General features: G+C 59.5%; 14 protein-coding genes. 9 read left to right on the top strand and 5 right to left on the bottom strand.

Features of this window, described 5'->3' with window-relative positions:
• Window positions 1–50 precede the first annotated feature (50 nt).
• Together CZ322_RS00910 and CZ322_RS00905 are read left to right on the top strand one after the other, a co-directional pair.
• Window positions 51–1,643, top strand: a complete 1,593-nt coding sequence (locus tag CZ322_RS00910) for a SpaH/EbpB family LPXTG-anchored major pilin (protein WP_101595610.1) — start codon at window positions 51–53, stop codon at window positions 1,641–1,643.
• A gap of 100 nt (window positions 1,644–1,743) precedes the next feature.
• Window positions 1,744–2,670: a class C sortase gene (locus CZ322_RS00905; protein ID WP_143231793.1), complete on the top strand. Its 927-nt coding sequence runs from the start codon at window positions 1,744–1,746 to the stop codon at window positions 2,668–2,670.
• Window positions 2,671–2,750: 80 nt separating this feature from the next.
• On the opposite strand, the gene CZ322_RS00900 is transcribed toward CZ322_RS00905, so the two are convergent.
• Window positions 2,751–5,666, bottom strand: coding sequence for a Rib/alpha-like domain-containing protein (locus CZ322_RS00900; protein ID WP_087069834.1), 2,916 nt, complete (start codon window positions 5,664–5,666; stop codon window positions 2,751–2,753).
• 511 nt (window positions 5,667–6,177) lie between these two features.
• On the opposite strand from CZ322_RS00900, the gene CZ322_RS00895 reads away from it, so the two are divergent.
• The 5 genes from CZ322_RS00895 (at window position 6,178) to CZ322_RS00875 (ending at window position 17,263) form a co-directional block, all read left to right on the top strand.
• On the top strand, window positions 6,178–7,101 hold the full coding sequence (locus CZ322_RS00895) for a hypothetical protein (protein ID WP_087069833.1): 924 nt from the start codon (window positions 6,178–6,180) through the stop codon (window positions 7,099–7,101).
• Between the two features lie 503 nt (window positions 7,102–7,604).
• Entirely contained in the window at window positions 7,605–14,144 is a 6,540-nt protein-coding gene (locus CZ322_RS00890; RefSeq protein ID WP_101657665.1) for a DUF5979 domain-containing protein, read from the top strand.
• Between the two features lie 35 nt (window positions 14,145–14,179).
• Window positions 14,180–15,634 (top strand): SpaH/EbpB family LPXTG-anchored major pilin, encoded by a 1,455-nt coding sequence (locus CZ322_RS00885; protein WP_087069831.1) that lies wholly within the window; start codon window positions 14,180–14,182, stop codon window positions 15,632–15,634.
• On the top strand, window positions 15,634–16,521 hold the full coding sequence (locus CZ322_RS00880; RefSeq protein WP_087069830.1) for a class C sortase: 888 nt from the start codon (window positions 15,634–15,636) through the stop codon (window positions 16,519–16,521). Before CZ322_RS00885 ends, CZ322_RS00880 begins: the two co-directional genes overlap by 1 nt.
• A complete protein-coding gene (locus CZ322_RS00875; RefSeq protein WP_087069829.1) occupies window positions 16,463–17,263 on the top strand; it encodes an isopeptide-forming domain-containing protein in 801 nt (266 codons plus the stop codon). The genes CZ322_RS00880 and CZ322_RS00875 overlap by 59 nt, the downstream gene beginning before the upstream one ends.
• A gap of 46 nt (window positions 17,264–17,309) precedes the next feature.
• Here CZ322_RS00875 and CZ322_RS00870 read toward each other — a convergent pair whose 3' ends face one another.
• The 3 genes from CZ322_RS00870 to CZ322_RS00860 all read right to left on the bottom strand — a co-directional run bounded on the left by CZ322_RS00870 (window position 17,310) and on the right by CZ322_RS00860 (window position 18,783).
• On the bottom strand, window positions 17,310–17,672 hold the full coding sequence (locus tag CZ322_RS00870) for a hypothetical protein (RefSeq protein ID WP_234984400.1): 363 nt from the start codon (window positions 17,670–17,672) through the stop codon (window positions 17,310–17,312).
• A 390-nt stretch (window positions 17,673–18,062) separates the two neighbouring features.
• Complete coding sequence (locus CZ322_RS00865; protein WP_180948682.1) at window positions 18,063–18,575, bottom strand: hypothetical protein; 513 nt, start codon at window positions 18,573–18,575, stop codon at window positions 18,063–18,065.
• Window positions 18,553–18,783, bottom strand: a complete 231-nt coding sequence (locus CZ322_RS00860; RefSeq protein ID WP_087069828.1) for a hypothetical protein — start codon at window positions 18,781–18,783, stop codon at window positions 18,553–18,555. The genes CZ322_RS00865 and CZ322_RS00860 overlap by 23 nt, the downstream gene beginning before the upstream one ends.
• Before the next feature lie 322 nt (window positions 18,784–19,105).
• Between CZ322_RS00860 and CZ322_RS00855 the strand changes: the two genes are divergently transcribed.
• Window positions 19,106–19,840: a YczE/YyaS/YitT family protein gene (locus CZ322_RS00855; protein ID WP_087069827.1), complete on the top strand. Its 735-nt coding sequence runs from the start codon at window positions 19,106–19,108 to the stop codon at window positions 19,838–19,840.
• An 8-nt stretch (window positions 19,841–19,848) separates the two neighbouring features.
• Here CZ322_RS00855 and CZ322_RS00850 read toward each other — a convergent pair whose 3' ends face one another.
• Window positions 19,849–20,640 carry a DeoR/GlpR family DNA-binding transcription regulator gene (locus CZ322_RS00850; RefSeq protein ID WP_026429210.1) on the bottom strand — a complete coding sequence of 264 codons (792 nt, stop codon included), beginning with the start codon at window positions 20,638–20,640 and terminating at the stop codon, window positions 19,849–19,851.
• Between the two features lie 315 nt (window positions 20,641–20,955).
• Here CZ322_RS00850 and CZ322_RS00845 point away from each other — a divergent pair, with 315 nt between their 5' ends.
• Window positions 20,956–21,942, top strand: a complete 987-nt coding sequence (locus tag CZ322_RS00845; RefSeq protein ID WP_159454963.1) for a carbohydrate kinase family protein — start codon at window positions 20,956–20,958, stop codon at window positions 21,940–21,942.

Here is a 21,942-nt window from a genome sequence, read left to right as displayed (position 1 = left end):
GCGAAGTCATCTTCGTCGGAAACAATTCAACTTCTCAAAACTGATCAGCTTTGGTCATCTACAAAGAAAAGGAATGGGAAACAACCATGTTAATCACGAAAATCCGTAAGGTTGCGGTGGCCTGCGCCGCGACCTTGGGGCTGGTCGCCACGGGCATCGCCGGTGCCTCAGCGGCGGACAGTAATGTTGCACCCTGGGATAAAGGGGCCCCGGCAACCGGCTCTATCACCATCGAGAAAGCCAAAGACGGAGAACCTACGGCCAAGGTTGCTGGAGCAGAATTCACCGTCAAGCAGGTTAATAAAATCAATAACAAACCGGTCACGCTCAACACCATGGCTGGTTGGCGCGAACTTGCCAAGAATGTTGATAATCTCAATAATGGCACGATGACGGATAGTCAACTCGAGCTGGGGAATCCCGAAAAAAAGCAAACCGGAACTGATGGCGTAGCTAAGTTCGAAAATAAGGCCGTGGGCTTGTACCAGGTGGCTGAGTCTAAGGTTCCCTCTGGTTACTCAAGCGAGGTCAAGACTTTCTACGTAACAATTCCTCAGATTAACGGCACCGCCCAGAAAACAACTACTTTCGACTATAACGTGGTCGTCAAGCCAAAGAATAAGGACTTGACCTCTAAGGTGACCAAAGTTGCCGACACGAGTGCGTTAGTTGGTGCCGGGGATACAATTGGCTACACCATTACGGCTGATTTGAATAAAACAAAGGATTCCAACGGTGGTAACGAGCTCACTAAGGATGATATTGTCGGTTTCAACGTTTTTGATGACGCACTCAAAACTGCATATGACAACGCTAGCAAACCCGCTGCCGTCACCAAGGTTACGGTAGAGGGAACTGATTTGACTAAAGATACCGACTACAGCGTTAGCGTTGCTGACACTCCGGGTGATGATACGCGTAGTCGCATCAAGGTCGAATTTACCGATAAGGGCCTGGAAAAGATTGTTGCTCAAGCTAATATGGAGGCTAACAAGTCCAAGGCTGTTAAGATCGCGGTAAAACTCGACTTTGTAGTTGCTAAGACCGCACCTGGCTCTGTTATTAACAAATATGGTTTTACTCCCGGTCATGGAACAGGTGAAACCCCCTCTGGCCCCGTGACGCCTGGAGATAACAAGCCAGGTGGGCCCACTCCTAATCCGGAAACCAAGTTCCTAAAGATGAAAATCAAGAAGGTCTCAGCAAAGAACGGAACAGCCATTAAGGGCGCCAAATTCAAGCTCTTTGCCAATGAGCAGGAGGCGATCAAGTGTGCCGCAGATCCATCGGGAGATAATTGCAAGGCTGCTTCAGCTCTTGGCGACTTGGTCTCCGGCGAGGATGGTTTCACTGCAGAGGTTCTGGTTAAGTCTGAGGATAGGTTCTATGCAGTTGAAACAGAAGCTCCCGATGATTACGTTCGTGCTACACAGCCCGAAGAAGTAAACGCTAATACGGTGAATAAGCGAGGCTTCTTCGAGTTTAAGGTAGAAAACGTTGCCAAGGCGGATTCCACCTTCTGGTTCAATCTGCCAAAGACCGGTGCTTTTGGTGTTGGTCTGTTCGCTTTGATTGGTCTTGGACTTGTTGGTGGCGGTACGGCGATGTTCGTGCGCTCTTCCAAGTCCCGTAAAGAAAACTAAATACACTCTGGTTTAGCACCTTTTCCAGTCTGGAAAAGTAGCGGCGCCGCCCTTCACACCTCCGAGGAGGGGCGGCGTCGCTCAGCCATATATTCATCATTTGCAACCATTAGATTTTAGGGATTTTGTGAAAATGAAAAAGCGGGCGAACTCTAAGCGCCCCCGATTCATGCGCGCGCTCCTGCTTGTACTCGCGGGAACGCTATGCCTGGCATACCCGCTGGTATCTACACTCTGGAACAATTATCAAGCCAAACTCGTTGTCCAAGACTACGTTGGGCATGTTAATAAGCAAGCGGAACAGGTAGCCCTTGATCACCTGGAGTCCGCACGCGAGTACAACAAGAATCGAAAAGCGGGTACCTTCACCGATCCCTACTCCCATACTGATATCCCAGCCAAGGCTGACGACCTCGCAGATTTCGAAAAATACTTAGAGACTCTCAACGAACCAGCCGGGGCGATGGCGACCGTGACGATCCCCGAAATTGGAGTTAATCTGCCCGTTTACCACGGAACCTCCTATGAGACCTTGCAGCGTGGTGCAGGGCACCTGTACGGCAGCGACCTACCCGTTGGCGGAACCGATAGGCACGCTATTATTACCGCGCACTCGGGCCTGCCAAATTCCACGATGTTCGACCAGCTCAACCATCTGGACAGTGGGGATATGTTTTATATCAACGTGCAGGGCACCACGCTCCAATACAAAGTTACGGACATCAACGTTGTTGATCCGACAGATATTAAGCTGCTGCAACGCCAAACAGGACGTGATCTTGCCACGCTGATTACCTGTACCCCTTATGGTATTAATTCGCATCGCTTGCTGGTCACCGGTGAGCGGGTATTACCTGACCGAGTTGAGCCGCCGCCGGCTGGGCACCAATGGTCATGGTGGATGACCCTCTTCATCTTCGCAATCCTTGCAGCCCTTGCCATTTGCGCGATGATTATTTTTGCCGGGCTTCGTAGACGAAAAGATGAAAAGAATCGGCACGCGCCCAAGCATGCCCTTAAAGAATAATTTCTGTGTTCTGAGTTCAAGACGAGAAAAAAATGCCCCGCGCTTGATCGGCGCGGGGCATCTTTTGTCGGCGGGGCCTATTAAATGTGGGCTTCGTGGTTCCTTCGTATAACAAGGAAACCGGCCGTAGCTGCGGCCGCTGCTGCGGTCAGCCACCAGACAGTGGGGGCACCGCTCGCGACAAGCTGGTTACTCGGCGTGGGAGCTGCGGATGGCGAACTTGAGGGAGAAGGCTGTCCGCTTGGTAAAGCTTCCGCCGTTGGTGCGTCGGTAGGTACGTAGGCGCTTGGATGGCCAGTGGGCAGCGCATCAGCAGCAGGCGCCGTTTGCGGGACATACTCTGTCGGATGCCCGGTAGGCAGGACATCTGCACTGGGCGCATCGGAAGGTACATACTCGCTTGGATGCCCGGTGGGCAGAGCGTCGGCAGTGGGGGCAGTTTGCGGAACGTATGCAGACGGGTGCCCGGTTGGCAATGGTCCTGCGGTTGGGGCAATCGTAGGAACATATTCGCTTGGATGCCCGGTAGGTAGGGCATCTGCGGTTGGTGCGGTGGTGGGCACGTAGGCGCCCGGGTGGCCAGTGGGCAGAGGATCCGCCGTCGGGGCATCGCTGGGAAGCGCCCAATAGGGGAGGAAAGGCAGCTTGATGACCCAGCGGGCCTCCTCACCCGCCAGGCGATACCCATCATCCGACCCGGGATCAGCGATGCGGTACTGCTTAGCCGCTTGCTCGGTGAGCTGCGCCGTCGTTAATGAATACGGGCCGTTCTCCTCAGGTTCCCCGGCCGCATTGTAGCCGCCGTTCGCAATTGTATAGACGAAAATATCGCGCAAGGGATCAGACTCCCCGTACACCGGCGCCTGCACCGTGCCGTAACCACCATGCTCGGGCGCGGGCAACACAAGCGGCGCGCGGGGCGTGACCGGACGGCAATTCGGCGCGGCATCGAATTCATAGGTGAGGCCCTCGGTATCGCTCCAGCCAGAATCGCCCGCCAGCACGTGGTAGCTGCCGAGATTCTCCGGACGCAGGGTCGCGTGAACCCGGTAGCGGGCGATGCGCAGCGGATCGGAGGTTGCCTGGCCGGCGCTATCGAAAGCTTGAACATCATAGGTGTAGACCAGGCGCGCCCACGGGATAGCGTCAAAAGACAAGGTGGCGGGCTGGCGGCAATCATCCCTGCGCACCAGCGCCGGCGCCGGCGGGAAAGGCACCTCAAGTTTCGGCTGCTTGCGGAGCGTAAAAGTCCAGCTGGGGGCCGGATCGGGGAGGCGATACTGGGCGGGAGCTGTTTGCGCGAGGGCGACAGTGATGCGGACGGTCTTGGATTCGTGGCCCGGCTCCGCGGACTCGTTCAGGGTTTCTTCGCTGTAGCGCAAGGCCTGGGCGCGCGGATCCGACGTGGGGTACGTGGGGTAGGTGATGGTATCCCACTGGCCAGCCGGGCCCTGCTGGAGCTCGGGGGCTTCCGGGGTGAGAATCTCCGTGAGGTCATCGGGGTTGGCGGTGGGCAACGCAGGCTGCGTGGGCGCGACGGTGGGCACACTGCTGGGCGGCTTGGTGACTTGGATGGGGACGGTGACGGTGGAGCTTGAGCCATCGGTGAAGGTGACCCGAGCCGTGGCCATATATGGTTCTGGGCGCGCGGTTGCGAGTGAAAGAGTTGAATAATCCGTGATGTCCTCGACGCGGGCCGTGGGCGGAAGCGCCGGGGTGGCGCTGATATTGTCCAGGATATTGACGGAGCCGCCCTCGAGGATGGTTTCGGGGGTGGCGGAAAGCTGGTACACCTCGGCGTCGGTGAGCACGGTGGTGTAGTGGAGTTCGCTGAGGTTGGGTTGGCGGTAGCCGCTCTGGTGGATCTCGTGGCGCTTGCCAACGCGGAAATCGGTGCCCATCCAGTCGGGGAGCGTATTGATGCGTTCTTCGAAATAGGAACGCGAGCCGTGGCCGTTCGCGGAAGTGCCGATGCTGAGGGCGCCATCGAAAGTGCCCACCGGCGCGATAGTGGAATCATTATCCACAATGTAATGCCGGGCGCGGCCCTGAGCGGTGAGGCGGCTGATGGTGGTGTTTACGTCATTGAGCCAGTTGTTGAAAGCGTTGCCGCGGACCTTCGGGGCGTTGAAGGTGAAGGCCTGCTTATAGGCGGTGATATGGTGCTTTTCGGCCTCCACCAGGCCGCGGGCGGCGAGGTAGCCGCCGAGGGAATGGCCGGTTACGTAGAGGTTGTTGATGGACTCATCGCGGCCCAGGTGGAGGAGGGTGTTCTTCATGCTAAGGGCCTGGTCCGGGTCGGTACCGAAGAAGAGGTTGAGGTCGTCGTCGTAATCGCTGGCGGCGCTGGTGCCGCGCACCGCCAAGACCTGCACCGAGTTCTTGGGCAGGTGGACGTAGTTACTGGTGTTTTCGAAAAGCACCGCGTCGAAACCGTTGGATTCGTGGAAGGACTGCCGCATCCGCCAGAAAGGCGCGAGCTCCTTATTCATGAGGGCGTATTCCTGGCGGTCCTTGTGCAGATCCGTGAGCTCGGCGTGGCGGTTGAGGACCTTTTTGATATACGGGTCATCGCGGTAGGAGAGCTCCATAAAAAGCGCCATATCGCGCGAGCTGATATTCCAGACCAGGGGCTCGCGGTCCGCGGAATCGATGTGGCCATCGCCGTCGCTATCCTCGAGGCGCGGGTGAGTGTTATAGCCGTAGTAGGTGCGCCCGCCCTGCGAATAGGTGTACAGCTCCAGGCTATTGCGCAGGCCATCACCATCATCATCCGCATCCGGCACCAGCACCGGCTGCTGGTAGAGGAGCGAATCCACCCGGCCATCGGGAAGGCGGATTTCCCCGCTCGCGATCATGGCGGCAGTTTCGCGGGTGAGGGGGTGGTGTGCGCCGTCGTTCCCATGGGCGAGGGCGGTTGCGGCGAGCGGCGCCGTTAAGGTGAGCGCCAGAAGCGCCGTGCATGCGGTGGCGAGGATTTTTCGACGGTTTCCCACAGTGGCCCCTTGGGTGAATAGTGCCCGCCATAGTGAACTAAAAGTGATGACTTGAAGTGACACGGTACCGGAGGTATCGGCGGGTTGAAAAATATGCTGAGGAAGTTTTATATGCATAAAGATGCCCGGAGGTAGTGGGAAAAGTGTGAGATTCAGGCGTTTAAGCGCATAAACCAAAGCTTGTCTATGTATTTAAAAATACTTTCCAGACTGTGGAAAAATGTGACGCATCTGTAAATGTGTAATCCTTAAATACCATTTGCTTGTGGCTTTTCTGGATTTAGCCTGGGAGTGGTTCGGAGTTATGGCCGCCGGTAGTTACTGCGTGGGGCCGGTGGTCGCTCTGACGAAAATACATCTTTTACCACGTTATGGGAGAAAACTATGAAGGTGAAGAAGATTGCTGCTGGCGTGGTCGCCGGAGCTGCCCTTATGTCCGCGGGGGGGGGGGGTTGCATTTGCATCCCCGAATGACGCCAATGACGTTAGCGTAACCGAGACGGCTGACGAGGTGAAGGCCCGCGAAGACGCGGCTGCGGACGCCTGGGAAGCTGCCGCCAAGGCTGACGCTGATTCGAAGAAGCTGGATACCGAGACTGCCGAAGAGGGTAAGGCTCGCGAGGATGCTGCGGGTGACGCTTGGGAAGCTGCGGCGAAGGCTGACGCGGACTCCAAGAAGTGGGATACCGAGACGGCTGACGAGGTGAAGGCCCGCGAAGACGCGGCTGCGGACGCCTGGGAAGCTGCCGCCAAGGCTGACGCCGATTCCAAGAACTGGGATACGGAGACTGCTGACGAGGGTAAGGCTCGCGAGGATGCTGCGGGTGACGCTTGGGAAGCCGCGGCTAAGGCGGATGCCGATTCCAAGAACTGGGATACTGAAACCGCTGAAGAAGGTAAGGCACGCGAAGACGCCCACGCTGACGCCTGGGAAGCCGCGGCTAAGGCGGATGCCGATTCCAAGAACTGGGATACCGAAACCGCTGAAGAAGGTAAGGCACGCGAAGACGCCCACGCTGACGCCTGGGAAGCCGCGGCCAACGAGGCCCTGAAGAAAGAAAGCGATCCGGGCACCACGGATCCCAAGGTGGACGACACCACCAAGGAAGACCCGAAGGTCGATCCGAAGGATGAGGATCAGCAGAAAGACAAGCCCGCCGATAAGACCGACGCTCCGAAGGTAGAGGACGGCCAGAAGGGTGAAACCCCCAAGGCCGAAACTCCGAAGGTGGAGGATAAGAAGGCGGATGCCCCGAAGGTAGACGCCCCCAAGGCCGAAGCGAAGAAGGATAACGCGGGTAAGGAAACCGCCAAGAAGGCGGAGGGGAAGACCCTCGCGAACTCCGGCGCTGAAACCGGAATGCTCGCGGGCGCTGCTCTGCTTCTCGCCCTCGCGGGTGGCTCTTTCGTGACGTACCGGAAGTTCGCTCGCTAAGTAATTGTTCGCGAGGCGAGCGTTTGTGCGCTAAGCATGCGTTTGCTCATCGTTCCTGAAAGTTGATGTATATCCGCGTGTAACGCACCTTCCCATTGGATATGCATCGGCGCAATAGCCGCCGGGTCCATTAGTGCGGTTGGTCCCGGCGGCTTTTTATATGCGCGAGCGCCGCTGTGCCCGCCGCTGCGCGCCCGCGCGCGTGGCCGTGCGGGATGGCTCATACCCGCTTATGTAGCTCCGCTTCTACCTGCGATAGTATTCACGTTTTACTAAAATACAAGATTCCAATTCTGAATTACGGTAGCGGAAGTATATGTTTGTCTTTTACAATCAGTGTGAACGATATTTATTCACCCACTGGAGCTGTCTCACTACGTGGCGGTGATAAATATCGAATAAACCAATTTTGTAGAGGGAAGTCTGTGGGTATGCATACTCGTTTTCGACGCGTACTTACGGCACTTATTGCATCGTGTGTGCTGTTCTCCATACTGCAAGCCGTGCCGTTCGTTCCGGCTTCTACCGCGCACGCCGCGGGAGCCGCCACGTATCCGGTATTCGGTTCCGATGATGATCCCTTCCCCGCAGACCCGCAGCGCCCCACCCTCGAAAGTGACGAAGGCGCCGAATCGGTCGCCTTCGTTTTCGGATTCGGCATGAATACCGGGTGGGCCACCATGGGCGGCGCCACCGATTACATCGATAACGGGTTGTGCCCCAACGAAGAAAACTGGCCGGAAGAATACCGCAAAGAAGGCAAACGCTCCCGGCAGGAAAAGCGCGGGAAAGTCTGCCGCAACTGGGACCAGAACCTCGCCCTGGAACGCGAAATAGCACGCCACCGCGGCAGCTCCCTTAAAGTTGGTATCTACACTTTTGCCCGCAAAGCCGATGTACAAGACGGCCGGCTCTGGAATAACACTCCGGATCTGAAAGCCACCTCGCTGCAAAGCCCGGAAGGCTACCAAAAAGTCGTCGATAAAATCCGCTCCCTGGATGGTTCGAAGGATGGCAAACTCCCTGTATGGGACCACGGCAATAACCTCCAGTACGGGCTCGGGCTGGTCTACCGCGATATGGTCGAATACGAACGCGAGCAACTGGAGAAAAACCCGGGCGTCAAACCAAAGCCCCTGTACACCAAAATCATTGTGCTCACCCACGGCGATAACCGGTACTACCTGGACGGCACGGTCAAGAAAACGGGTGCGAGCTACGAGGCGGATATTAACGCTCTGGACGTTGATGCCAAGTTCATGGACTATCCGGAAACCTGGACTAATTGGGGTTATAACAGTTCGGATGTCACCCGGCGTGCCGGAAACGTGGCCGCTATGGGCGTCGCCAGCCTGCTGCGCGGCAAGAACGCCGATGTGCGGGTGCTCGGCATGGGCGAATGGACGAAGAGGTTTTACTACGAAAAATCCCTGAAAACAATCGCGGAAGCCATGGTCCCGGGTCAGGAAGACCGCTACGAACACATCGATTTCCCCACCAAAGGTGATGACGCCACCAACTACTGGGGTACCGTGGGCGGCTCGAATTACTCCAAGAACGGCATCGCCAACGGCACTTTCGAAGGAGTGCTCCACCGGTGGATTCTGGAACAAAAAAGCATCTCCATTACCTCCGATCTCATTGATGAAAATTTCCGCTACCGGGAGCCGCATCGCGGCCAACAACTCGCCGTAGAGATCGCCGGCGGGCAAACCCTGAACCTCACCACAAATGACCTCGGGCGAACCGCCGTCCGCCTCACCGGGCATAACACTTCCGGCGGGATAACCGTGCGGGAAACAGGATCTCCGCTTTCGGTTACCTCCACCATGCTCGGCAACGAGCCACGCTGCTGGGGCATTGATAGCCGGGACGGCCAAGGTAAAGAAATATCGGCAAGCGCGCTGCCCGTGGATAAGCACGGCCGCAGTGGTTTCACGCTTTCCGGGGATCAGCTCAACCATTTCTACTCCATTAAATGCTCGCTGTATTCCCGGCCCCTGCAAGACACCCAAATCATTAAGAAGGCGCAGGTCACCAACGAACAAATTCGTTTCGAAGTGGGTGGCTACCCGCACGGCAACCCGCCCACCTACACCGGCGGCGCCGAATACGATATTGAGTACTCCTGCACCGACCCGCTGGGCCGCGATACCAAAGCGGTTATTGCGCAGGGCACTGAAACCCGCCGCCTCGAAAACGTCAATGTAGCGGTCACGCTCCCGGCCATTAACGTGGGAAAGCTTCCGGTGGGAGCGCAATGTACCATTCGCGAAAAGATCAAGATGCCGGGCGGGCGCAGCGCCCAAGAACTCTCGCAGTTCTTCACCTCCAGCACTACGCTGAGCGGAACTAATTACCGGCTTGATCACGAGAACCCGCAAAGTTCCCACGGGCAATCCGTTTCTGCCGTCTCCACGGGTACTGTTACTTCCGCCCCGGATAGCGCCGGCGGCAGCACGGGCGGCACCGGTGCCGGCAGTGCGGGCGGCACCGGAACCACCAGCACCCTGGTCTCCGAAACGATCTATTCCTCGCAAATGGCGTCGGTCAGCGTGGACGTCAAGTTCACTAACTCCGGTGCGGATCCGGCCCTCAAGGCCAAGATCGCGGCGGGGGAGCTCCCGGAAACAGTCCCGGTGTACTACAACTGCCGCTTTATGCCCGATCCCACCAAACCGCCCGAACTTCCCGAAACTAACCAGGGATCCTATCCCGGCTTCGTGGGCGCGGGCTACGTTGATGTGCCCGTGGGCGGCGGCACGATCACCCTCGGTAAGGAGGGCGACCGCGATGTGTGGCCGGTGGGGACCCACTGCCTCTTCTCCACGGTCCCGCCGGCCGGCGGTGCCCCGCAGCCCGGCGGCGCGCAGCCGGCAGGTTCCCGCGTGAACGTTCCCGGATTCACCGTCACTGATTCCTTCAGCTCGGATATTTGCGCGGCCGACGCCAAAGAACGCCCCGGCGAAGCGAAACAATGCGCCCAAGAATACTTCTGGGTGCATTCGGGCGGGAACCACAAGATCCATATCACCCAGGACCTCACCCGCCAGCACGGCACCCTCAAAGTCACCAAGCAATTGAGCGGCCCGGCCCAATCCCAGGGCGTGGGGCAGGAATTCCCTATGCGGATGCAATGCACCGATAGTGGGGTGCAGGTCCCCATCGGCGAAGGCGCGGATGCCAAGCCCGCTCACGATTTCACGGTGGGGCACGGTGCCCCGCATACCGTGACGGGCGTGCCCGCCGGCGCTGCCTGCACCATCACCGAACAGGCCACGGATCTCGCTACCGCCACGGTGGCCCCGCTGGCCCCGGTCCACCTCGCCCCGATCACCGATGTGAACACCATCAGTCAGGTCACGATCACGAATACCCTGGACTACAAATACGGGCAGGTGCAGGTATCCCACAGCAGTGATTTCGCGGAGAACCTCACCGACCCGCAGCTCCAGCAGCGCCTCACCAGCGTCGAAAAAGAAGTCACGCTGACCTGCCGTTTGCCAGATGGGGGAGCCCTCCCGGAGCAGCGCGTGCGGGTGACCGATTCCGGCAAGGTGCCTTTCCCCGATCAGATTCCGGCGGGGAGCACCTGCTCGCTCTCCGCCCGCCCCACTGACCTGGGCGTTCGCGTGGACTACCGTTCCCCGAGCGTCAGCATTACGGTGGGTGCAGACGCGGTCACCGAGGTGGACCTGCGCACCACCTTCGAGCTGCCCAAGGCCGGCGCGATCAACTTCCACCCCAAGGTCCAGGCCCGCCCCGGTTACGCCCTCCTCAATAGCAAGGTCCCGGCGACGGCTCCGGCAACGCTCACGTGCGGTTCCGTGACGCGGAACGTTGAACTTGACCTTGCTTCAGGTACGACGACGACGCTCAGCGGCGCTCCCATCCCGGAAAATACCGCGTGCTCTCTGGAAGTTAACCTCGGGGATAGCCCGCTCCTGAGCCGGGCCAGCCAGGTGCGTATTGGTGATGAGCTTTCCGAGAAGAAGGACGGCACGAGCGCCGTTTTTGAATTCACCTCTCCTGCGGCTGATAGTTCCCTCAATATCGAAGTGAGCGCCTGGTTCGGGGTGGCCCGCACCGAGGTCACCCTCACATCGCAAGGGAATGTTTTCACCTCTCCCAATGCGGAGAGTCAGGAACGCATCCCCGTCCCGTCCGGGTGGAAAGAAGCTCTCTTTAAGAAGGAAAACGGGGAGATGGCTATCGGCGCGAACCTGGTGTGCACCTACCGAGAAGGTGGGGAGAGTGCCACGGAAAGCACCCCGATTGAGGTACGGCCCCGCAGTGAAAACTCCACTACCGTGGCGGTGCCTTTCGGGTGGACGTGCGAGCTCGCGGCCAATCATGATTCCCTCCAGGTCCCCGGGGCTACCCTGGTGGATTCGCGCTGGCAGATCCCCGCTGATCGTGGCGGGCAGCCGGGCACCCCGCAAGCCGGAGCCCGGAACTCCTGGGTGGCTGACGGGCCTACCACCGCGAAACTCATTGCTGATTACCGGATACAGCTGGCCTCCTTCAACGTGAAGAAAAACGTGGGCGGGGAAGGCGTTGCTATTATTTCCGGCTCCAAAGAATTCACCATCAATATTTCCTGCTCCCTCAACGGGCTCCCCATCGATATTCCCGCCCCGCGCAAGGCAACCGATACGTCTTTCGATGCGGTGGGCAGCTTCGGCACGGACCTGGCGGCGCGCCTGAGTAAGACTGCGCGGCAGCACAGCGTGACTATCGGGCGCTTCCAGCAGGGCGAATGGAATCCCATTGACGCTCTACCGGCCGGCGCGGTGTGTACCGTGGAGGAAACACCTGCTTCGGTAACGGTGGAGAAAACTCAGTGGGATAAATACTGGCAGCTTGCCGCCGGATACCGTGGCCGTGAAGCCGCCCAGGCCTGCGTGGCCGGATCGAAGGCGTGCCGCCCGGTCGAAGGCGCGGGCGCGGAAACCGCCCAGGTATTCCTACCCCGGGATACCCCGCGCCGGGATAATCCCTATCCGGTTCCGGCAGCACCTTCGGGAACAGCCGCGGCCGGAACCGCCCCGGCCCACCCGAAAGTCCCCGAGGTGCTCCCGGAAAACTTCGCGGGAACCATGGTGGTGTGGAATAACTACACCTTCCAGAAAACCAAGGTACGGGTGGATCTCACGGCTTCCGGAACCGGCGCGCAGCTCATGAACGATGCCGATTACAGTGCCCGCCTCTACTGCCGCCCGCCCGTCACCCTGACCGAGGCGGAACAGGATGCACTGCCCGAGGGCGCCAATGCCGCCGGAATTATCCAAGCAGACCTCCGCTTCACCGTGGATGAGCAGGGCAAACGCAGCGCGGTTGCCAATCAGCTCATCCCGGTGGGCTATTCCTGTGTACTGGCCCAAAAGAAACTTCCCGCCTATGACACCCGGGTAGAAGCCACCATCGCGGCCGTGCCCGGCCAGCCCACCCGCACCGCAGCCGCGGAGCAGGTACGCGAATTCTTCGCTTACGGGAACGGCAAGAGCCTGGTGGATACGGATACCAACCTCAGCCTGGGCGTAGGCGACCAAACCCTGTTGGCCTTCACGGTTCATCCCGATCTCACCGGGGCCGGTGCCGCCAGCGAAGTACCGGAAACCGGGTTCAGCATCACGAACCTCATCGAACGCATCCCGGCGCAGCTGACTGCCCAGCACATCCTCGATACTCCCGATACCGAGTGGCGCACCTCCGTTGGCGTGCAACTCGTGGCGGAGAAACAACTGGCCTACACCCTGCACTACCGCTGCCAAGATGCCTACCTCAAGGAAGAAGGAAATCCCAGCAGTCCGAAGATCACGGAAGGCAGTATCGCCCTCCCCGCACAAAGCAGCATCGCGGTCTTCGGGCCAGAGCGATTTATGCCGGCCAGCTCGACGTGCACGATCTGGCACACCGTGGCGGGCGCGGATCCACTCGCGGACTACGGAGGGCGCGTGCACTTGCTTCCCAGTCTCAAGGTAGAAAGCACAGCCGGAACCGCGGTAACCGAAGCCAAACTCGATGCGGCGCTCGATACCGTGCAAGCAAGCGGGGTGCAGCTCAGTGAAACCCCGGGAAGCACCGTGACTTTTAAGGATGACTACTTCTATAACCGGCGCACCTACGAACTCGGCAGCGCGGTAGTAGGGGAGCGCGCCGAAGAAGTGAGCCTGGACCAGCTTAACTACAGCTATACCTGTAAGCTGCCGCTGCTTCCGGGTATCCCCGCGGGTACTACGCAAAATGGCCAGCTCAGCCCGGTGGTGAACCGTGCGTACGCGCAGCTCCCGGTTCTTCCCGCCGGGTCGGTATGCGAGGTGAGCGGTAACCCGCCTGCCGTGCCGCGCTACGTCCGGCTCCACACCCGGTGGGTGGACTGGGGCGGAGAACTCGGCCTGCCCGATGAGGTAGCGGATGGTAGCGGCGTCGTCGATCCTCTCACCAGTGACAGTTTTACGCACGCGGCCGCGAACGATCTGACCGAAAAGCCGTTTACGGTGCGTCTGGACGAGGCGCACCCGAAGGGTGTGCTGCTGTATCACGCGGCCAATAATGGCGTGCCGGTGCTCATTCAGAAGGTGGACGCGGCGGGGAAGCAGGTCCCGGATGCGAGCTTTGCGCTGTATAAGGGCAGCCTGGAGGCTCAGCCGGAGGAGCTCGTGCGCGAGGGCGCGGCGGGCACGTACCGGCCCGCGCAGGATTTGGACCCAGGAACGTATTACGTGGTGAATACGAATGCGGGCGCGCATGCCGGCCAGCAACTGCCCTTCCCCTTTGAGTTCACGGTGGCGAACGGGAACGGCGTGATGAGCCTGGCGGATCGCACTCAGGCCAGCGGGCTCATCCAGCTGTTCACCCCGGAGGGCGCGAATGCTTCCGGGGGCGAGCAGAGCATTACGGCGACGGGGAAGTGGACCATCCAGCTCGCGGACGTGAGCGTGGGCGAACTGCCGCATAGCGGTGGCTGGCGGCCCTGGGTGATTGCGGCCGGGGTGGCCCTGCTGCTCGCGGCGCTTATCCGCATGAATCGAAAGCAATAAAACAGAATTACACGCACAACTAAGAGGAGAGGACAATGTCCATCAAAACAATGGCTCGCGGCCTGGCCGGAGTGGTGGCGCTCGGGCTGGCAGCGCTCGGGCTGGGCTCCACGGTGCCCGGCGCGCAGGCCGATAACCTCATCGACCCGAATTCCACGTACACCCTGACCGTGCACGCGCAAAAAGGGCCGGCGAGCGCGGAGGCGGCTACCGGGCAGGAAATAACGACGCCGGGAGAGGTGATTCCGGGCGCGAAATTCAAGCTCGAAAAGTCGACCATCAATGTGACGACGAAAGACGGGTTTGAGAAGGCGCGGAAGGGTGAGTTCGGCGAGGCGGATACCGCTTTCACTCAGAGTACTGAGCAAACCGTGAACGACCAGGGCACGATCACCTATTCGGATCTCAAGCCGGGCTACTACCGCTTGACCCAGACTTATGCGCCGGTTGGATACAGCCCGGCCAAGGTCTCCTACATTATGGTTCCCCTTACCGACCCGCAAACCGGCAAGTACATGGACAATATCCACGTGTACCCCAAGTCCACCGATGCGGGGTCAGTGACGAAGAAAGACATCACTCCGGAAACTGGCTTGGTGACCAAGGGGTCAAAGATGACCTTCCAGATCGACACCAAGATTCGCAAACTCGCGGAAGGTAAGAAATATGATTCCTTCGTGGTGACCGATACCCCGGTTGCCGGCCTGGAAGTGAATGGCGCGAAGGGCGCTGTGAAGAGCGTCGTTATCGTTGAAAGCGAAGCAGCCGCAGCGGGCGAAGCCACTACCACTTTAGAGCAGGCTGATTACACCGTATCCGACGGCTCCACGGTTGATCCTGCTGTGGAAAAGAAAGTCATTACTCTGACCCAGACCGGTCTCGAAAAGGTGACGGCAAACCAGGGCAAGTTCCTGCGCGTGATCCTGGAAGCTACCGTGGCGGATAACGTCACTGATAAGGTCTCCAACTCCGCGGATGTCACCAATAAGGCCGATGACGAATCCACCTCGACCACGGTCAGCACCCCGGGTGGAGAGAACACTCCCAGCACCGTCATGGGCAAAATCAAGATCAATAAGTACGAAACCGGCAAAACTGACCCGCTCGAGGGCGGCAAATTCGAGCTCTACGTCTGCGGTGAAAACGGTAAGGTTCTCGAACAGAAGCTCACTATTGACGGCAAGAGCGAATTCGATGCCGCAACCGCTATCGGTCCCATCCGTGCGCTGACCGGCCCGAACCTGTGCGTCAAGGAAGTTAAGGCACCGGAAGGTTACGAGCTGAATCCGGATGCGGCCTCGGTCAAATTTGACGCCGCAGCTATCACGGCAGCGAAAGATAAAACCGTCGAAGTCACCATCTACAATCACAAGACCAGCGATTTCGCTTCGAAGCTCCCGCTGACCGGCGGCGCCGGCATCGCGGCCTTCGTGCTGGTGGGCTCGCTGCTCCTCGCGGCCGCCTACCGTCACTCCCGCAAGGTGGCCTAATGAAGCATCTGAGGGATGCCTGGCGTTCCACCGCGGTGACTGTGCTCTTGGCACTGTGCGGAATTGGGGTGCTCTTGTATCCGGTGGTGGCAAGCCAGTGGAACAACGCACGCCAGCAGCACGTGGCACGCCAGTACGCGCAGGAGGAACGCCAGGTACCCCCGGAACTCCTCACCGAGACCCTACGCTCGGCCGAGGAATACAATAAACAAACCCCGGGCGCGCCCATCCTGGACCCCTGGCTCGCGCGGGTGGCTAAAACCAACGACCCCTACCAGGCGTATCTGCGCCAGCTTGCGATACTCCCGGAAATGGGCCGCCTGGTCATCCCGGCCACCCACGTCAATCTGCCCATCTACCACGGCACTTCGGACGAGGTACTCCAGAAAGGCATCGGGCACCTCTACGGCTCGTCCCTCCCCGTTGGCGGACCGGGCACCCACGCGGTACTCACCGGGCATTCGGGCCTGTCCAGCGCCACCCTCCTCGATAACCTCTCGAAGGTGAGCGAAGGCGACGCGCTCTACCTGCAAGTCGCCGGCCGCGAAATGAAATACCAGGTCACCTCCATTAAAGTTGTGAAACCCGACGAGGTGGCGAGCCTGGCGCGTGTGGAGGGCGAGGACCTACTCACGGTCATCACCTGCACCCCCTACGGCATTAACTCCCACCGGCTGCTCGTCACCGGCCGGCGGGTCCCGCTCGAGGAAGCCGGTGTCCCGGACGTCGCCGGAATCGCCTGGCCAACCTGGATGATCGCGATTCTGGTGGTGTGCGCGCTCGCGCTCGTATGGCTACTGTGGTGGCTGATTCGGAGGAAACATAACGATGACGAAAAAACTGATAGCGTTCTTCAGCCTGCTCGTCCTCCTGCTCGGCACGCCTAGCCCCGCGCACGCCTCCCCGGTCACCGGCGACGGCCAAAGCGCCGACCTCACGCTGCTCGATCCCCAAGCCCGCGGCGAAATCACCATCATCCGTACCGGCAATAATCCGTACGACGACGCAGCTGCCGCACTCACGTGCGGCAGCGCGCCATCCGGCCGGCAGGTGCGCCTGCGCTACGTATCAGGTATCAACCTGGCCACCGATTGGGGCCGGCTAGGTGGGCTCACCGTAGAGTGGGCGGCTCAGCACATCTCCCACGAATGGATCGAGGTCACCGATAGCGCCGGGCGCGCCACCTTCGCTGATCTTCCCGTCGGGCTGTACCTGGTGGATGAGCTCGCGGGTGATGAATCTGCGGTGGGGGATCCCGAGAAGGAGAACTCTGGCTGCCGGAGAATCGCGCCTTTCCTGGTTACCCTTCCCGTGACGGAGAAAGGCACCTGGAGTTACCGGCTCGAAATCACCCCGAAAATGATCAACCCCGCTGGGCCGCACCCGGAACCTTCCCCAACCGCCGCTCCGCCCACTCAGCCCGCGCGTCCAACGCCTCCAACGCCTAGTGAACCTACTGCGCCGCCTGCCGAGCCGCAGCCCTCCGACCAGCCACAGCGCACCGGGTGGGGATTCCTCACGGAAACTGGCGCTGCGGTAGAGATGCTTCTGGTGGTAAGCGGCGCGCTGCTAGGGTGCGGCGTCGTCGCAAAAATACGACAGCGGCGGGAACGGACCGGGCACAGGTAAGTAACGACCGGGCACACAGGCGTACCGGCCGAAAGCCGCCTATGGGCTACTTTTCGAGCGTTGCGAATACTCGGACTGCGGTGGCGGGCTTGTTACGGATCGCGGATTCCAGTTGGATATCCTCCCAATCCTCGATGCCTTGGTTGAGAGCTTCGCGTGCTTGTGGTGTGCACGCCACGCCGAGCTCGTCAATGACGAAGAAGAGGATTTCTTCCAGGCAGGGTCGGAACCAGCGCCGGCCCACCGTGAAATGAATATCAGCAACGTGGGGAGTGCGAGCCTCGTTCTTGATGCGCCGGCGCGAGCGGCGGGAATGAGTGCCACTCAGGACCAGGGCGTGTGTCCATTCATCGCGGTGGGAATGGATCTGGATATGGGCGCAAGGAATACTCGAACCTGAGTCGTGCAACTTTTTGGATTTTAGGATTTTCTTCGACGTTTGCCCTGTTCAGGGGGTTGTGGTGGGTGGTTTTGGGTCACTAATCGGTAGCGGTGTTTTAGCTTGACCGGGGCCGGGCCGCATTTTCTACGTAAATCGGGCACCTCCTCGGGTGCCACGCCTGGGACCGATAGACAAAATAGTTACTAATGGTGGCGTGGCGTTGGAATGGATCCGGGTGCGGACCCGCACGAACTGGGTCAGCAAACAAAGTGCGCGGGAGAGCACCGTTTGCACCCGATTTCGTGTCTGTAACGCGCACTATGGCACCGACACGGTCCAGAATGCGCACTTGACACCTCTGCCCACCTCGTGGCTGTGGCACGTGGCAGCGGCTCGGTGCTGTTTTTCGGCCGTTGCTTACGCCTGCCCCAACGGTGCCGGCGTGCTTTGAGGCGCGATGGTGTCGGACGCCCGGCACGCAGTGGCGTTTGAGTCGCGCAATTCGTATTGCGCTAGTCGTGCGAATTTACCATGCGCGTGGACAACTGGGGCACTAAGGTTGCACGACTCAGGTGTCCATTCATCGCGGTGGGAATGGATCTGGATATGGGCGCAAGGAATACTCGAACGTGGTGAGCGAATATAATCCCAGCGCACCAGCGGCTCGCTGTTTTTTGCTCCTCGGATGACCGAGAATGTTGATTCATTGACGCTGAGTAAACCGGTTTTCGAATTAAGGAAAACCTCGTAATCAAAACGGACAAAAAGGAAACGATCAACGCGAATATCGCCAAACAATCTTTTTGAGGGGAAAGCTCCCCTTGCGGTTTCTTGTTTCACCAGTGAAAAACTGGGATCAATCAACTCCCCAATTCGCTGTAGATGTGCCGCAAACTCATCGGTGCACTCATTCAAACGTGCGTTCACCACGGTAATACTCCTCAAAGCGATCCAGACCTATCATCTCGAAATAAGCGTCGGACTCTTTTGGTCCGAGCTGGTAGTTATCAGCGCGCCAGTCGAATTCTTCGCGGGTCATTCTGACCTCACGTAGGATTTCTTCTTTGCGCTTGAGAACATCTTCAAGCGAGTTAAACGTAAGCTCCGGAATATTCAACCGGTCCCCGTAAATATCCATGTGTCTCACTCCTTCAATCGCGAGTTCCGGGCGGTTACCCGTCCTTCTCCGTTATTCTCGCATGGTGCCAAGGCACAGCAAAGAGCCAATTACAACGCTGTGGACAAGGGTGACGTTTCGCGATTCTGTGGATAAATTCGCGCCCGCGCCCAGCCCGCTACCCACCCGGTCCTGACCCAGCTAAGCAACGAACCGGACGCACACGTACACTGGCGTAAAGCGACCTCCGCCACGGCCCAGGAATTGCCCGCTCGCATGCACTACGCTGGTGATGCCGCGGTGTGGCACGGCGGCTTCCCTGAGATTGAGAAGGTAGCTCGTCATGTTTGAGTCACTGTGCTGCGCCCGCGAATGGACCTTGCGCCCGGGCAGCCTGCTGCGCCGCTCGCTGGTCTGCCTCATCGGCGTGATCCTCACTGCGATCGGCATCACCGTGGCCCTCAAAGGTCACGCCGGCGTGGACCCCTTCACCGCCCTACTCCAGGGCGTCAGCCACATCACCGGCCTGTCTTTCTCCTGGGTGGTCCCGGTGGTCAATATCGCCCTCATCGCGCTCATCTTCCCCTTCGACCACAAAGTCCTCGGGCTGGGCACCGTCCTCAATTTCACCCTGGTCGGGGTGCTCGTCACCAGCTTCACCAGCACCCTCGACTCCATCTACGTTTTCACCTATTCAATCCCGGGTATGCTTGCCCACTTGGCTATCGGCCTGGTGATTTTCGCGCTGGGGCTCTCGCTTTATATCACGCCGGACATCGGCCAGGGCGCCGCCGACTGCATCGTCCCCGTACTCCTGCGCCGCTTCCCGAGCCACTCCTACCGCACCTTCCGCGTGGCCCAGGATTTCATCGTGGTCCTCATCGCCCTCGTGCTGTTCCGCTTCGATTTGAGCAGCGGCGTTATCGGCATTGGCACCGCGATTATGGCGCTGGGGATTGGTGTCGTCGTCGATTTCTTTAACCGTACGGTCGCGTACCGTCTTGTTGGTACGACGGCGTCCTACACGGCACGCCCCGCTCCCGCTATCACCGATATCGAAGCTGAGGCACAGGCCTAAAGCGGGTCTCAGGGTGCGGTGGCAATAATCGTCTCCACCCCGGCGGCCGCAAGCTCCGCAGCGCTCGGTTCGCCCGGCGGCGCAATATCCGTAATAAGAATCGGGATCTCATCAAGCGCGGCAATGGAATACATGGTGCGGCGCCCGAATTTGCTGTGATCCATGAGCACCACCGAGGTTTCCGCCGCCTGCATCATCGCAATTTTCGTTTGCGCGGTGTACTCGTAAGGATTCGTGAGGCCCCGGGCCGTCATCCCCACGGTGGAAAGCAAACACATATCCGCTTCGATATGGCGCAGCGCCGTGACGGTCATCGCTCCGTGACAAGACGATAACCAGGTGTAATACAGCCCGCCCAGCAGATAAATCTGGATGCCGGCCACGCCCTCCAGGTGCTGGGCCACCAGATGCGAATTCGTGATCACCGTGAGCGGCACCCGGGTGTGGAGCATGCCCAGCAGCGGGATAATCGAAGAAGAATCATCCAGAATGAGGGTCATATCCGGGCTAATAAGCTCGAGGGCCTTTTCGCACATGGCCTGCTTGGCATCCCAATTGACATGCGCGCGCACCTCCGGCGGAATCTCGGTAGCCACCGAACGCTGCGGCACAATCAGCCCGCGGGCCAGCACCACTTCCCCGTGTGCCTGGAGCTCGGCAACATCCCGATAGATCGTGGAGAGGGAATATCCCAGGCGACGCGCCAGCTCTTTGACGGCCATCGGGCCGGTTGCGGTGAGAATCTCCCGGATCGCACTCAAGCGCGAGGGGCCTTCGCTCAGGGATTGCTTCGTTGCCATATTTTGAGAGTACCAAAGCGCTCGGCCAGCTCAGGGGATATGCCCGCCGGCGCCGTGTCGCGGGAAAGCGCGGGAAAGGTGTGCGGAACGCGTCCACCACCCGTGCGAAAACGCGCCGGTAGCACCCGAGAAAACCGCGTGAGAAACCACGTGAGAAAACACCTGAAAATATTCCCACCGCGCCCGCGAAAATTCGCTCCGAAGCCTGCGGATTTTTCCTTGAAATTCCGCGGAAAACTGTCGAATCTCGCGCCCTGAGAACGTAGGTTAATACCAATGACCACGAAACAGCCGCGACGCTCAAGGAGGAGCACAGTGCGAGGATTGACATGCGTGGGGGACATTGTTACCGACTTCTCCCCGATCATCGGAACCGGAGCCTCGAAATTCGCTTTCGAAGCAAATGTAGGAGGTACCGGCGCGAATTGCGCCGTCGCCGCGGCCCGGCTGGGCCTGGATACCCTGCTGGTCGGATGCCTGGGAGATGACTTCATGGGCCAGTACGCCCGGGAAGTCCTGGACGGTAGCGGCGTGGATACCAGCCTGCTCAATACCAGCTACGGAGCCTGCACCTCCCACAATTTTATTTCCCTCGATAACGGCGACCGGAGTTTTACTTTCGCCATCCAGGGCAGCGCTTACCCGGAGCTCGTCATCACGGATGAATGCGCCCGCCAGCTGCTGCGCACCCGCATGCTCTATATTTCCGGCGTAAATTTCGCGCACGAACCGCTCAACGCCACCTCGCGCAAACTCATTGATACCGCGCGGGCCGCGGGCGTGCCCATGTCCATTGATTTCAATTACCGCCTGGCCCTCTACGGATCGGAAGAAAACTACCGGAGCCTGCTGCTGCCACTGCTCCCGGAATTCCAGATCGTCAAGGGCTCCCGCGAAGATTTCCGCATTCTCTTCGGGAGTGACAATCTCAAGGATGTTGCCGCGGATATCCTCGCGCGCGGCCCGAAGCTGGTGGTCATGACCGCCGACCACCTCGGGGTGGCCTACGCTACCCGCTCCGCCTACGGGGAAATCCCCGCCGTTTACAGCTCCGTGGTCGATACCACCGGGGCGGGGGACACCCTCATGGGCGCCCTCCTCGCGCAGCTGGATAGCCACGGTGGTATCGAAAAGATTAACGACGACGCCCTGCGGGCCAGCGTGGAATATGCCAATGTAGCCGCCGGTATTGCCACCCAAACGCTCGGAGCTATCCCCTCGATGCCCACCGCGGCCGACGTTGCGGAGCTCCTCGACGAGTTAGATCAGCTCAACTCCTGCGCAGAAACGAAGGTGGCCTAA

The sequence above is a fragment of the Actinotignum timonense genome, from assembly GCF_900155575.1.
Classification (GTDB): domain Bacteria; phylum Actinomycetota; class Actinomycetes; order Actinomycetales; family Actinomycetaceae; genus Actinotignum; species Actinotignum timonense.
Note: the sequence above shows the minus strand (reverse complement) of the source record. Positions and strands in the feature narration are given on the sequence as shown.

What these genes read in the sequence shown, in the direction of transcription:
- CZ322_RS00885 (WP_087069831.1), top strand. Translation starts at nt 14,180, where the DNA reads ATGTCCATCAAAACAATGGCTCGCGGCCTGGCCGGAGTGGTGGCGCTC.
- CZ322_RS00880 (WP_087069830.1), top strand. Translation starts at nt 15,634, where the DNA reads ATGAAGCATCTGAGGGATGCCTGGCGTTCCACCGCGGTGACTGTGCTC.
- CZ322_RS00855 (WP_087069827.1), top strand. Translation starts at nt 19,106, where the DNA reads ATGTTTGAGTCACTGTGCTGCGCCCGCGAATGGACCTTGCGCCCGGGC.
- CZ322_RS00850 (WP_026429210.1), bottom strand. Translation starts at nt 20,640, where the DNA reads ATGGCAACGAAGCAATCCCTGAGCGAAGGCCCCTCGCGCTTGAGTGCG.
- CZ322_RS00875 (WP_087069829.1), top strand. Translation starts at nt 16,463, where the DNA reads ATGACGAAAAAACTGATAGCGTTCTTCAGCCTGCTCGTCCTCCTGCTC.
- CZ322_RS00860 (WP_087069828.1), bottom strand. Translation starts at nt 18,783, where the DNA reads ATGGATATTTACGGGGACCGGTTGAATATTCCGGAGCTTACGTTTAAC.